13 protein-coding genes are annotated in these 13,636 nt (G+C 49.9%); 6 read left to right on the top strand and 7 right to left on the bottom strand.

The features are described from left to right. Positions 1 to 105: 105 nt before the first annotated feature. Positions 106 to 1,254: a serine hydrolase domain-containing protein gene (locus ACTJJS_RS07935; protein WP_168872394.1), complete on the top strand. Its 1,149-nt coding sequence runs from the start codon at positions 106 to 108 to the stop codon at positions 1,252 to 1,254. A 53-nt stretch (positions 1,255 to 1,307) separates the two neighbouring features. On the opposite strand, the gene ACTJJS_RS07930 is transcribed toward ACTJJS_RS07935, so the two are convergent. The 5 genes from ACTJJS_RS07930 to ACTJJS_RS07910 form a co-directional block, all read right to left on the bottom strand. Next, positions 1,308 to 1,673 (bottom strand): rhodanese-like domain-containing protein, encoded by a 366-nt coding sequence (locus ACTJJS_RS07930; RefSeq protein ID WP_440663221.1) that lies wholly within the window; start codon positions 1,671 to 1,673, stop codon positions 1,308 to 1,310. Next, positions 1,670 to 1,972, bottom strand: a complete 303-nt coding sequence (locus ACTJJS_RS07925) for a DUF3817 domain-containing protein (protein ID WP_168872392.1) — start codon at positions 1,970 to 1,972, stop codon at positions 1,670 to 1,672. Before ACTJJS_RS07925 ends, ACTJJS_RS07930 begins: the two co-directional genes overlap by 4 nt. 2 nt (positions 1,973 to 1,974) lie before the next feature. Continuing rightward, on the bottom strand, positions 1,975 to 2,433 hold the full coding sequence (locus tag ACTJJS_RS07920) for a hypothetical protein (protein WP_440663220.1): 459 nt from the start codon (positions 2,431 to 2,433) through the stop codon (positions 1,975 to 1,977). A 1-nt stretch (position 2,434) separates the two neighbouring features. Continuing rightward, entirely contained in the window at positions 2,435 to 2,854 is a 420-nt protein-coding gene (locus tag ACTJJS_RS07915) for a DUF6010 family protein (protein WP_440663219.1), read from the bottom strand. A gap of 75 nt (positions 2,855 to 2,929) precedes the next feature. Continuing rightward, the gene (locus ACTJJS_RS07910) at positions 2,930 to 3,520 is read right to left on the bottom strand and encodes a TetR/AcrR family transcriptional regulator (RefSeq protein ID WP_440663218.1); all 591 of its coding nucleotides are present in this window, start codon (positions 3,518 to 3,520) and stop codon (positions 2,930 to 2,932) included. Between the two features lie 99 nt (positions 3,521 to 3,619). Between ACTJJS_RS07910 and ACTJJS_RS07905 the strand changes: the two genes are divergently transcribed. Continuing rightward, positions 3,620 to 4,492 (top strand): LytR/AlgR family response regulator transcription factor, encoded by an 873-nt coding sequence (locus tag ACTJJS_RS07905; protein ID WP_343743934.1) that lies wholly within the window; start codon positions 3,620 to 3,622, stop codon positions 4,490 to 4,492. Here the strand turns inward: ACTJJS_RS07905 and ACTJJS_RS07900 are convergent. Together ACTJJS_RS07900 and ACTJJS_RS07895 are read right to left on the bottom strand one after the other, a co-directional pair. Continuing rightward, positions 4,489 to 5,133 carry a hypothetical protein gene (locus ACTJJS_RS07900; protein ID WP_440663217.1) on the bottom strand — a complete coding sequence of 215 codons (645 nt, stop codon included), beginning with the start codon at positions 5,131 to 5,133 and terminating at the stop codon, positions 4,489 to 4,491. The two genes, ACTJJS_RS07905 and ACTJJS_RS07900, sit on opposite strands and share 4 nt — an antisense overlap. A 22-nt stretch (positions 5,134 to 5,155) precedes the next feature. After that, complete coding sequence (locus ACTJJS_RS07895) at positions 5,156 to 7,312, bottom strand: TonB-dependent receptor (RefSeq protein ID WP_440663216.1); 2,157 nt, start codon at positions 7,310 to 7,312, stop codon at positions 5,156 to 5,158. Positions 7,313 to 7,552: 240 nt separating this feature from the next. On the opposite strand from ACTJJS_RS07895, the gene ACTJJS_RS07890 reads away from it, so the two are divergent. From ACTJJS_RS07890 to ACTJJS_RS07875, 4 genes are all read left to right on the top strand, one after another. Next, complete coding sequence (locus ACTJJS_RS07890; protein WP_440663214.1) at positions 7,553 to 8,965, top strand: sensor histidine kinase; 1,413 nt, start codon at positions 7,553 to 7,555, stop codon at positions 8,963 to 8,965. 86 nt (positions 8,966 to 9,051) lie between these two features. Beyond that, positions 9,052 to 9,942, top strand: a complete 891-nt coding sequence (locus ACTJJS_RS07885) for a response regulator (protein WP_440663213.1) — start codon at positions 9,052 to 9,054, stop codon at positions 9,940 to 9,942. Positions 9,943 to 10,152: 210 nt separating this feature from the next. Continuing rightward, positions 10,153 to 12,954: an outer membrane beta-barrel protein gene (locus tag ACTJJS_RS07880; RefSeq protein ID WP_440663212.1), complete on the top strand. Its 2,802-nt coding sequence runs from the start codon at positions 10,153 to 10,155 to the stop codon at positions 12,952 to 12,954. 2 nt (positions 12,955 to 12,956) lie between these two features. Next, positions 12,957 to 13,589, top strand: coding sequence for a GLPGLI family protein (locus ACTJJS_RS07875; protein ID WP_440663211.1), 633 nt, complete (start codon positions 12,957 to 12,959; stop codon positions 13,587 to 13,589). Positions 13,590 to 13,636: the final 47 nt, after the last annotated feature.

Raw genomic sequence — 13,636 nt, 5'->3', positions numbered from 1 at the left:
GCCGGTATTGTTGCACACAGATGTCTGTTGAACGTAACTATGACCGGCTTTCTATAATACCGGTCAATCGCCAACATGATCTTTCTTTCATTTGCAAAAAAACATATGAGAAACTATTGCTTAGGGCTAGGGCTCCTGCTGGCCGTGTGTGCCTGCAAAAAAAAGGACAAAGACGACGCCACTCCTTCCGTGCCATTCAAAACTGAAAAAGTAGAAAAACAGATCGCTGTTATTACTGAACAAAAGAAGATCCCGGGCATCGCCGTCGCATTGGTGGGCCCGGACGGCATCGTCTGGTCTAAAATAGCCGGCATGGCCAACATCGAAAAAAAAGAAGCCATCACAGCGAAGACCGTCTTCAAAGTGGGCTCACTGGCTAAACCATTCATTGGCCTGAGCATTATGCGCCTGGTGGAAAACGGCAAATTAAACCTCGATGCTGACGTCAACGATTATTTGCCTTTTAAACTGCAGAACCCTTTCAACCCAACCAAAAAAATTACGCTGCGGTTGTTGATGTCGCACACCTCCGGTATTATAGACGCTGTATACCGCGACATGCTATTGTCTGATTTCCTGGTGCCTGGGAAAGACCATCCGATGGCGCTGTCGGAATATGTGCAAAGCATGCTCGATCCTTCCGGAAAATTCTATAATACCAGGAGCTTCATCGACGACCGCGCCAAACCCGTCTTCGGGTATTCCAATCTGGGTGCCGCATTAGCTGCCTACATTGTAGAATTGACCGTAAAGGAAAGTTTCGACACCTGGTCGTACCGCCAGTTCATTGCTCCGCTGGGCACTACCGCACTGGTATGGCACCTGCGTGATTACGCTACACAGCCATTCGCCCTGCCTTATGACGCCGACCAGCAAACACACGGGGATTACAGCATGGTAGATTACTGTACCGGCGGTCTGCACGCCAGCCTGAACGACCTTAGCACTTTTGCCAGGATGCTGGTGAACTATGGCGCCAAAGATGGCAAACAGATTATTGCCGCCGGCACTCTGGAAGCGATGGGCAAAGTACAATTCCCGGAAGCAGAATCAGTGTACGGCCTTTTCTGGCAGCACCGGAAAGTGGGCAACCAGGATATTTACGGCCACGGCGGCGACGTATACGGCAGTCATGCCCAGTTATATGTCAACTACGCTACCAAACGGGCTGTGGTGATGATGATAAATGGAGACTTTAAAGATGATGACGACGGGGACTGGAACAAACTACGGGATATGATGTTTGAGCTCTAAGCAGAAAGCGGCCGTCTCATCATAAATAAGGCGGCCGCTTGTTTACTGCCACGTTATTTTTTATGCTTGTTCAGGTATTCCTGGAAATCGCTCCACGCCCCGCCATTATAAACCTTCCTGAACCCTCTTTCTTTCAACAGCTTCTCCGCCTTTACGCTGCGGAGGCCATGCGAGCAAACCGTGATATAGGTTTTAGCTGTATCCAGTTCAATATACCGCTGGCGGATTTCGCCAAGCGACATATTAACGGCCCCTTCTATATGCCCCATTTTAAACTCCTGCGCTGTTCTCACATCCAGTATGATTGCTCCTGCTGCCACTAACCCATCGAGCCCCTTGTCCAGGGTATAGAACCTGTAAACCCTGTACCCAATATATACCAGGAGCAATGCGACGGCAATGATCATCCATCTTTTCATATTTTACTCAAAATTTTTTTATCTATATAAAAAGTACCGAAAGGAATAAAACATGCCAGGATCACTTTCCAGGTAGTGTCTTTAAACTTCCATTTATATTCCACGCCCACACTGATGGTATTGAATATGAAAAGAAGGAATAACAGGCCATGAACAGGCCCCATTAACTTTGTCAGGCCCGGCAAACCGGATGCATATTTTAAAGGCACCGCAATAAATAAAAGTATAAGCAGGGAAATACCTTCCAGGTAACTGATGATGCGTAGCCGTCCGATCGGCGTGCTGAATAACGATTTCATGTTTATCTGAAATATGGTCTGTTAGCAATAGGTGAAAACGGCCATGGTATGGCAATGAAAATAATAAGCAAGGCTACGGAATACCAAACCAGCATGGTTCTAAACCGATCTTTGTCTGTTGGCCTGCGCTTCGCCATAGCAGAACCGATAGTGACAATAATAATGGCAGTGAACATCAACAGGCCGTGTATCAAACCGAAGAACAGCAGGTCAAACGTTTCCTTTGCTGTACTGAAGTGTTTCCAGAAATATTGAATGACCGGGCTTTGAGAGTAGAGCGCCATGCCTGCCAGCAATTGTATATGTGCTATGGTGGCAGTCCAGTGCCTTACGGCATTATCACTTTTTGTAAAGACCGCGTTGGTAAAATATCCTTTGGCTGCTTTGCAGATGGCGATAATCAAACTTATTAACACCAGCCAGCGGATGATGGAATGAAGAAAAGTGAGCGACTGATACATATTAAACGGCCAGTTTTTTATTTTTTCTGAAGTAATTGAAAATACCGGGTGCGCCCAGGAAAAACCATACAGCCAATACCGGGTCGCACACTGCACATCCGGCTGATGACAAAGGCGCCATCGGAATGATAGGATTCCCGTATAAATGATGTAAAATATCATACACAGTGTGTACCAGCCACCCCGCTGCGATGTAGTGATAGTTTTTAAGACCTTTGTACGCGAGGAAGATCATAATAACGCCGAGTGGAAATTCATAGAACCCCAGTCCGCCGCTCCAGTAAGTAGCACCGGCACCGGCAATGATCAGGGCATTGATAGTTTGCCTATATTGTTCGCGGACCATTGACATAAGCGTTATAAAAAGCAAAGCGACTCCTACAGCGCACAGGGCGCCGGCCAGCGTGAAATGTGTCTCCATTGTCTGTAAGTTTTTTTGTCGCGGTAAAGGTATAGAAAAAAACATACCACATAGTATGTTTTTTGTCAAAAAAATTTATCGCAGGGTTTCCAGGTAGTTTTTTAATTGTTTGAGATAGACCTGGTAGACAGATTTGCTGTTTTTCAGTTTTCCCAGGTTCCTGATGCCCCAGTAGCCAGACATCATAAAAACCGCCACTTGTTCCCCATCCGTTGCTGAACTGATCATCCCATTTTTCTTACCGGTATCCACAGCATTGATAATGGCATGTTTCCACTGTTCTGAGAGATTGTTCAGCGCTTTGGTAAAAGCCTTGTTCCAGGGTGCCATTTCCTGCGTGAAGTTGGATGCCGGGCATCCGTATTCCACTTTCAGGAAATCATTTTTCATCAGGAGTTCATACATCATATCGTATAAAGCCTTCAGCGTATCGGTATTTTTCTCAAGCGGCTGTATAAAAGCTGCAGCAAACGAAGGCTTCAGCAGCTCGTTAATGATAGCCAGCCCCATTTCATCCTTATTTTTGAAATGGTAATAAAAAGCACCTTTTGTTACCTGGGTAGTGGCCAGTATTTCATCTATACTGGTAGTCTGATATCCCTGTACATAGATCAGTTCAAATGCCTTTTGTAAAATATTCAGTCTTGTTGCCTCGGCTTTTTTCATAAAAGATGCTGCTTGATAACGCAAAGAAACGAAAAAAGGCAGATTCTTTTAAAATTCCGCCAGCTGCGCTATTACGGCAAGAAATCCTACTTTTGCGTCATGTTACAGCAGGTCAACCAATTGCTCCGGAGAAAATATCCCTTTGAATTCGTCAGGCTCAACAGTATTCTTATTATCAGCATCCTGGTCAGCCTGATAATCTTTATTTATCAGCCTTTTGGCTTCAGCCAGTATCGGGGCAACAAACTGCTGGGCGCTCTTCCCTTTGGTATTGCCACTTTCGGCAGCCTGTTTTGCTGTAACTATATTCTCAAGGGAAAAATACTGAAACACCGTATTGGCAGGTGGACCATCTTTCACGAGGCGGTCTACATCCTCACCGTCTTCCTGGTGCTGGCTTTTTTCAATACGCTGATATTTCTTTTCTTTTTTGAAGACATCTATGCTTTCAGAAACGGCGAACTGCTGGTACGGCTGGAGATCCTGTTCCGGGTATTACTGATCACCGTCGCCGTAGGCATATTCCCGGTGACAGCGGTCATTGCCATACGCTACCACCGGGCCATGCGCCATCATATGGACAGTATCATCCGCAGCGATCAGCAGCTACAGGAAACCAACCCCTCACAGGAGCTGGTGTTCCCTTCTGCCAATATCACGGAAGCGCCGCTACAGATAAGCCTGCACGATTTTCTTTTCCTCGAAGTCGTGAAAAATCATGTGCATGTATATCATTATACAGACGGGCAGGTAACGTCAACGGTTATTCGTAACACCCTTACCACCATTCTTGAAACCGTACAGGCGCCAACGTTGTTCCGCTGTCATCGTTCGTTTATCGTGAACCTCACCCACATCAAAACCGCTACCGGTAACTCCAACGGCTATAAGATCATGCTAAAAGATTATGAGCATTATCCCATTCCGGTATCACGGAGTTTTGTGCCCGCATTCCAGGAAATTATCCACTAGTGGCAATTGTTTTGCCGTACATGCAGCAGCTCAGGCAGTCCCCAGGCCGGGGCCGCAGCGCTGGCTGGTTTAAAGTCCCGGAAAGTCTGTTCCAGCTGTTGCAGTTTATCACAAAAACCGCTGTTTGTTTGTTTCATAAAGGCTGCCATCAGGTTTTGGAAGATAGCCAACTGCAGCTGTGGCCGCGGGTTGGAGGGGTCCAGCCGGATCGCTTTTTCATAACCGGCCACCACCTCCCGGTAGTATTTCTGTCCGTTCACCGCCGGGTCCTGCGCTATCATGGCGTAATAATAGTATCCTTCCAGTGTGTATACCTCAGACGCATTGGCTTTGGCATTGCCTTTCAGCTGGGACAGCTTTTCGGCCGCTTCCTGTAACAGGTCCGCCGGTTTGTCGGTGTTCCTGCTCAGCACCAGTTTCAGGTCTAGATAAGCGATGTAATAGTCCGGCAGCCATTCTCCGGGGCACAGGCCCGATAATCGCTTTAAAGTATTCACATGATTATACACCCCGCTCATATCCTTTTCTTCTTTCACTTTGTTTAACACCAGCTGCAGCTGTTCTTCGCAGTTGATCGTGTTTTGGGCATAACCGGATATTGTCATGGTTAATAAAATCCAAAGTGCGAACATGTTTTTCATTTTTGTTCTTTTTTTAGGTTGATTAAAAACTGGAAACGTCGTAGGCGGAGCTGCTCTTCAGCGAGATGAACACTCCGATATAGAAAAAATTGTTGCGGGACGCCATCACCGGTGCGCCCTGGTAAACACCTGCAGCATCGGGCGACGGCGCATAGCGGTAACCGTAGGTATTTTGCCTTCCGGTAATATTGCCGCAGGAGGTATAGAGGATCACCTGCTTGCTGACCAGGAAAGTGAGATTGGCATCCAGGCTGAAATAGTCTTTGTCAACAGCATTGATATAGCCGTCGCGGTTAGGGTCGCGGTAAGGCCGCCCGCTGGCGTAGGTAGCCGTAACCCCGGCATAGGTTTTCAGTGCCGGGAAATAATACTTCCCTGACATGCGCGCATTGTGCCGTGAGGCAAACAGCGGCGTGGACATCACGGGAAAGTCCCGGTACAACCGCGCAGCATCATTATACGAATAAGACACGTTGTATTTCAGGTGCGGCACTGAAGACTCATCTGAGAAATACACGTCAAAACCGGTGCTTTTACCATAGCCGTTAGCGTGATACACCTGTTGCTGTAATAATTCCAGCTGGTCGTATTGTTTGTAATAGGTTTCTGCTTTGATGAGCCGGCCCTTGTATTCATAGGAGGCGCCCAGTATATAATGGGAAGCCACCGACTGTTGCATATTTTCATGCGGCGCTGCCAGCACGCTGTTGTCCGGCATTTGATAGTACCTGCCCCAGATGGCCGATACCTGGAAACGGTTAGCGAGATAGTTGAGCGAAACCCTTGGCGAAAAATTCCAGGCGCTGCTGAACTGCGCATATTCCATTCTTCCGGACGCATTGGCATACAGTCCCTGCAGCACGCGTACCTGGTTATCCACAAAGGCGGCATACAGCTGATAATTCACCTGCTGGTCCCGCAGCCGTTGCTGCAGCGTATCGTGATAAACGGCGCGGTAGCCACGCAGATACGCTTCCATACCGGTGCTAAGGCGGTAACCGGGCACGATGTTTTTCTCCAGCCTGGCTTTCAAGTGCAGCTCCTGTTCATTTTGATGGTAGCTGTCGCGCTGAAACCGCGCATTGTCATAACGGTTGTCCACATACGACCCGGCGGCGCCAAAGAACAGGTGGGTATTATGACGGGTCTTCGTTTTCAGTGTTGCGTTCAGGTAGTAGTTGTCCTGCTGCAGCCGGAAATCGCGCTGCGGAACATGATCGAGGGTATCAGCAAACGTACGGATGAAGGCGGTACGGTCATAGGCGGTGTAGAGTTTAAATACCCCTCTTGTGCCTACAGCGGTTTTATATTGCGCTTCCGCAGATAGTGACTGATAGGGTTTCTTCCAGGAGTAGCGGTCGGGCAGCACCTTGTTGTACAATGTGAGGTCGGTGAAATTCACATTGGCCGAAAGGGAACTTTTACGGAAAGCCACCGAACCGCCACCGCCGGCGCTCAATGGGGAGAAGTTAATGCCTGCCTTAGTGCTTCCGGCCACATCTTTGGTGTCCATAGGCAGCACGGCGGACAGCGCCTGCCCAAATTCTGATTCGTACCCGCCAAGGGAGAAATTGATCCCCTGGAAAAGAAAAGGGGAGAAGCGGCCGCGGGCCGGCATGTCCTGGGCGGTAATGGAATAAGGGCTTAATACGTGCATCCCGTCAATGAAAGTCTGGGTTTCGCGGTTGTCACCGCCACGGATATAGAGTTTGCCGTCCTCTCCCACTTTCTGGGTGCCTGGCAGCGACATCAGCGCGCCGTAGATATCGCCGTTGGAACTGCCTGTCATCACGACGTCCAGCGCATCCAGCTTTTCCAGGGTGCGGCTTTTTCCAAGACTGAAAGTGCTGGCCCGCACCACTACTTCTTCGAGGGCTTTCTCCCTGGGCTGCAATACGATCTTCAACTGCCCCATCTGGTCTACCGGCACGGTCAGCCTGAAATCTTTATATCCTATATAACTGGCCCCTAAGATGACGGTGCCTTTTTGTGTTGTCGCAAAACTGAATTTCCCGGCTTTATCGGAAGAGGCCCCGTCGAGGGTGCCGGTAATATATATGTTGGCGCCTTCTACCGGTTGACCTTTCACATCGATGACCATGCCGGTGATTTGCTGTTGCCCCTGGGCGGTCAGCCACATGCATAAAAAGAAAAAAAACAAACAAAAACTGCGGTACATATGTCTTGAATTTTGTCAGTGCCCCGTGATGAACACGACACAATACTAAACCATTACCAACTGGTTTTCATTTAGTTATGACGAACAACAAACCTTTGGGACGGATGACTAGGCCATGGGACGGGGTGTTACGCAACGGGACGGACGGAGCGGTTTTTCGTTTGTTAATCATCCTTGCAAAAGTGTTAATGAGTGTTAATCCGGCGTTGCGGGCATAGTGGCTTCAGCTATCTTTGCAGGATGGATTTCATTGTTAAACGGATATGGTGGATCACCATCCCTACCGCGCTGGCGGTGCTGGCCTTTCAGTTATACTGGCTTCGGACAGCCTGGCTGGGGCAGCAGACTGCCTTTGTGCAGGTGGTGTCTGACGGGTTGCAAAAAGCCTATGACCGTGCCGTGATCGGTTCCGTGAAACAACTTGAAGGCCAGCTACAGCGAAAAGACACCCTACGGGTTTCGCGTCATAAGCATACGTTCCAGTTCAGCGCCGGCAACGTCACCGATACTGTTCCCCTTTCAGACAGTACCGGCCAGGTGAAAGTGATCGCCCTTGACAGTAATCAAAAAGGAAACAGCACTGTATTTCAACAAAATTTCCGGCTACAGGACGTTGGCACGGACATGAACCAGTTCCTCGCCAGTATTTTTGCCTTTAGCAACATCGTTAAAATAGATACTGCCCTGCTGAATAAATACTACCGGGAAGAACTGGACAACCGGCATATCGCCCTGCCTTTTACCATTCGTATTATAGATAAGGACACCACTATTACGGCCGATGAGCACGTGGCCGTTATCCGTTCCACCTCCCTGCAATCGCGGCGGACCATCGTGGCGCAGTTCCAGGGCGCCGGCACCTTCCTGCTGGTGAAAATACTATGGCCGCTGGTATTATCATTCTTTATGATATTGCTCATCACCGGCTGCATATGGGTACTGTGGCGGATTATCATCCGGCAGAAAAAGCTGGAGACCATGAAAAACGATTTCATCAGCAATATCACCCATGAACTAAAAACACCTGTGGCCATTCTCACCGCTACCAATGAGGCACTGCTGACCTTCGGGGGCAGTAAAGACCCGGAAAAGACAGAGCGTTACCTGCGGCTGGAACAGGATGAGCTACATAAACTACAGGGGCTGTTAGACAACATCATGGCCCTCACCCGGCTGGAACATGACGACGAGCCACAGGAAGCCGCCAGCCAGGTATCTATCCCGGAGCTGTTGAAAACGGTCGGGGCGCGCTTCTCCGGGTTGCCCGGCGTACAAATACAAACCACCATACAGGTGGCCCATAACGAGTTGCTTACCCAGCCAGCCGCCATACGGACCGTTTTATCCAACCTGTTGGATAACGCGATCAAATACACGCCTTCGGCTGTTAAAAAGATAGTGCTGACCGTCACCGAGTTACCGCAACATTACCGGTTTACCATCGAAGACCACGGCATCGGCATCGACAAAGCCCATCAGCCGTACATCTTCGATAAGTTTTACCGCGTGTCACAGGGCAACCTGCATACGGTCAAAGGGTACGGGCTGGGTCTCAGCCATGTTAAAAGCCTGCTGGACAGGATAAACGGCACCATCAAAGTAGACAGCGTTCCAGGGCAAGGCAGCACATTTACCATTGAACTGGCAAAATGAGGAAACAACAGATAGGTTTATTGTTGGCGGCAAATAATAACCAGCGTTCCCGGACAAGGCAGCATATTCACTATTGAACTGGCAAAATGATGAAACAACAGATACGTTTATTATTGGTAGAAGATGAAACCGTACTCGCCGGCGTTGTAAAAGAAACGCTGGAGATGAAAGGTTTTGAGGTGATCTATGCCGCCGACGGACAGGAAGGCTGGCAGCTATACCGCCAGCACCGGCCCGATGTATGTGTCATCGACATCATGATGCCCCGCAAAGACGGGCTCACACTGGTACAGGAAATCCGTGCCACCGATACCCATACCCCGCTGATATTCCTCACCGCCAAAAGCGAAGTGCAGGACGTGCTGAAAGGTTTTCGCGCCGGCGCCGACGACTATATAAAAAAACCGTTCAGTATGGAAGAGATGATACTCCGCATTCATGCCCTGCTGAAACGCACCCTCGCCCCTACCGCACCAGCAACCCTCCCGGGCCAAGACCAAGATCAAGGCCAGGGTCTAAGTCAGGATCAGGGTCTAAGTCAGGATCAGAGCCGAGGGCAACATCAAAATCAAGGTCTGCATCAAAGTCAAGGCCAGCATCAAGGTGAGGTTCAGCGTCAAGGTGAGGTTCAGCGTCAAGGCCAGGACCAGGGTCAGCATCCAGGTCAGCACCAAATCAAACCGGGCCAGGTCCGGCTGGGCTGCTACCTGTTCGACTACCCCCGGCAGGAACTGCACCATGGTGGAGAAATACGACGCCTCTCCCAACGGGAAGCCGATCTGCTGAAAATGCTGGCCGACAATGTCAATAACATCACCTCCCGCAAAGACATGTTGCTCAGCATCTGGGGAGATGACAGCTTTTTCAACGCCCGCAATATGGACGTATACATCACCCGGATGCGCAAGTACCTCCAGCAGGACGGCAACATCCAAATCGTGAACGTACGCGGCCGCGGATTTAAGTTACTCGTCTAAATCTTTACATCCCCCGGTTATATTATTCGCAGGAGAAACAAAAAAATCACACCCCATAGAAAAAAAACATGGACTCATGTTCCATAGCCTGCTTCATCATTTATCAACCTGAATCCATCAGGACCTGTTCACAAGATTTTTTAACACTCATTAAGAGTATATACATACTCGTTAACCTATTCCCCGCCTGCAGCCCGGTAATTTTACCGCATGAAAAAATTGATGCGTTCCATATACCTGTCGGCCATCCTGTTATTGTCTTTCCAGATAACAATCGCCCAGCAGCACCGGCAACAAACACAAACCGGCGACGCTGCCACCGGGAAAACACTGGCCGGCGTATCTGTTAAAATTACTTCCCTCCATGATACAGCTGTCATTCGTACAGCCATGACCGATACACAGGGAAAAGTAACCTTCTCCCTGCCTGACGGGCATTATCAGCTGCATCTGCACAGCCTCGGTTATGCTGACAGTACCCTTTCCTTCAGTGTCCCTGCCGGACGGTTTCCCGCACTGCCCGCCACTATCGCGCTGCAAGCTGCCAGTATGCAACTGCAGGCCGTCACCATCAAAGACAATACGCCACCGGTACAGATGAAAGGCGACACGATTGAATACAACGCCAATAAATTCAAGACAAAAGACAATGCGGTGGTGGAAGAGCTGCTCCGCAAACTGCCCGGTGTACAGGTAGAGCGCGACGGCAGCATCAAAGCGCAGGGCGAAACCGTACAACGCATCCTCGTAGACGGCAAGGAATTCTTCGGCAGCGACCCCGCCGTGGCCACCCGTAACCTGCCCGCAGACATGATCGATAAAGTGCAGATACTGGACAAACAAAGCGATATGGCCGAATTCACCGGCGTAGCCGACGGCAAACAAACAAAAACCATCAACCTCGTCACGAAAAAGAACCGGAAACGCGGCTACTTCGGTAATGCCAGCGCCGGTGCCGGCACCATGGACCGCTACGAAGGTGGCGTCAACGCCAACAGCTTCCTCAACGACATGCAGCTGTCCCTCCTGCTGAAAGGCAACAATGTGAATAAATCCGGCTTCAGCGCGGCTGAACTGATCAAAATGGCAGGCTCCAATCCCGATATGTTCAACAACCTGCCACCCGCGGCGTTGTCAGAACTCATGAACATGAAAGGCGTGAAAATTACCGGCACACCCGAAGCCCTCGCGGAAATAGCCCGCCCCATCGGTCTCACCGATACCCGGTTCGGAGGCGTTAACTTCAACAACGACTGGAACAACGGGTTCAAACTGCGCAGCAGCTATTTCTTCAATGAAACAGATGCCCGCAACAACTACGACTACGCCCGGCAATACCGCCTGACCGACACGGCCTATAACTACCTGCAGAACGGCAACACCACCAACTACAACATGAACCAGCGTATAGACTTCACCGTGGAAACACCGCTAAACACCCATACTGCCCTGAAACTGTTACCGCATGCGGACCTGAACCATTTTAATAACAGCCAGGACCGCGCCTTCCGCTCCTATACCGCAGACGGCACTACCCTGCTCAATGACGGTAATCAAAACACGCACAGTAGCGGCGACAACCGTCTCGGCTCCATGGAAGTGCAACTGCGCCACCGCCTGGCAAAATCCGGTCGCACGCTGATGCTCACCGCCAAACCAGAATACCTGGAGAACAACACCCTCTTACAGAACCGGTCCAACAGTACCTTCTTTCATCTTCCTACAGGAGAAAAAGACAGCCACATCGATCAGCAGATGGCCAGCAAATCCAAAGTATCGGCCATCAGCGGAAATATCGTATATACGGAGCCGTTATCACGGCCATTAAGCCTTCAACTGGGGCAACAGCTGTACTACTCCGACGGCACGTACGACCGGCAAACCAGCAACCGCAGCAGCAGCGGCACATACGACGACATCGATCCGTTGTACAGCGATAACTACAACACCCGCAAATGGCAACAGACCACCAAAGCAGTGCTGGCCGGCAACTATAAGCGTTTCCGTTATACCGTCGGCGCCGGATGGCAGTATAGCACAATCTACGGGCACTCTGGCCTGAAAGGCTATACCATCGACCGGCAGTTCCGTACCTGGCTGCCGGAAGCCTATGCGGAATATAAAACCAACAACAAAGAAAGACTGATATTCCGCTACAATACAGTCGCTACTACGCCCGCCGTCAGCAATCTCCAGCCATTGACAGACAATACCGACCCGCTGTATGTACGCCGCGGCAATCCGCTGCTGGACCAGGAAAAGAGCCACCGGTGGTCATTATCATTCAACCAGGTGGCACCGTCCTCCGGTAATTCCATGTATGCCACCGCCGGGTTCAACTGGTACAGCAGCCAGGTCACCGACAGCACCAGCATCGATAAAAATACCGGTCAACAGCTGATCATTCCGGTGAACGTGCGGGGCAACTACCAGGCTAACCTCACCGCCGGCAAAAGCATCACCATTGCACCGCGCAACTCTTCGGTATCACTTGGCTTCACCGGCACCTATTCGCGCAATACACTGTATAATAACGGCGAAGCCAATAGTAACACCATCCTCACACTGGCGCCTGATGTACATGTCAATTACTATCCGGCAGACCGCGTCAGCATTAATGTTTCTGGCAGCGCCACCTGGAACAACCGCCGATTTGCTATCCGCAACGGGCTGCCCGAAAAGAACTGGCTGCTCAATTACAGTATCGAAAGCATTGTGGTACTGCCATGGAACATGACTTTCGAAACCAGCCTGGAAGGCTTTTCTGCCCTGGGCCTGGCAGCCGGGTACAACAACACCATCTTATTATTGAATGCAGGTATCAACAAAGAAATCGGTAAACACTTTTCACTGCAACTATCAGCAAAAGACCTGCTGAACAACAACGCAGGCATTAACCGCATTACCGGCAACGGCTATATCGAAGACCGCAAAAACAACGCGCTGGGCCAGTACTTCCTGCTCAGCGGCATCTATAAATTCAGACATTTTCCGAAATCCAAAAACAAGTAACAATGCAACGCACTCACATCATGCTGCTCATGACTTTCCTCTTCACCGGATTTACTGCCGCAGCACAAGACAAAACACAAGGTGTAATACATTATGACCTCACTATGTTCCTGCACGCTTCCCTTAAACCCGATCAGCTTCAGTATAAAGACATGATACCGGAAACGGCCAGCAGCCAGGAAGTGCTGTATTTTAAGGGTAACAAGTCGAAGATCAGCCGTCAGCAACCGGAAGAGCTGCATACAGAAGAAGGGGCCAATGTAAAAATCCAGATGGGCGATAACGAGATCGCATTTTATGAAGATGGCGCCACCGGCAAAGCCTGGGCGCTGGCAGAATCCGGCGGTAAAAAAACGCTCACACAAAAAGACCATCCCGAGCCGGCTAAAACCCGCACGGGCAACAATACACGCACCATCCTCGGTTTTGTATGCAAGGAAGTAAACGTGCAAAGCAAAACAGGCCCGCTTACTTTATGGGTAACACCGGACCTGCCTTTCAGAGGCGGCCCCTTGCACACCTGGACACCGGAAGGCGCCGTACTGGGCGTGGAGTCCAAAAAATTCAAAGCCATTGCCACAGCGATCAACTATGAACCTGTGAAAGAAGATGTTGTTAACATCCCATCGTTGTAAGTTTTAGATAGATGTAAAAAAAACAAAAGGCAGCAAATCATTGCTGC

The sequence above is a fragment of the Chitinophaga sp. 22308 genome, assembly GCF_052045305.1.
In the GTDB taxonomy this organism is placed as follows: domain Bacteria; phylum Bacteroidota; class Bacteroidia; order Chitinophagales; family Chitinophagaceae; genus Chitinophaga; species Chitinophaga varians_A.
This window is presented reverse-complemented; position numbering and strand designations above follow the sequence as displayed.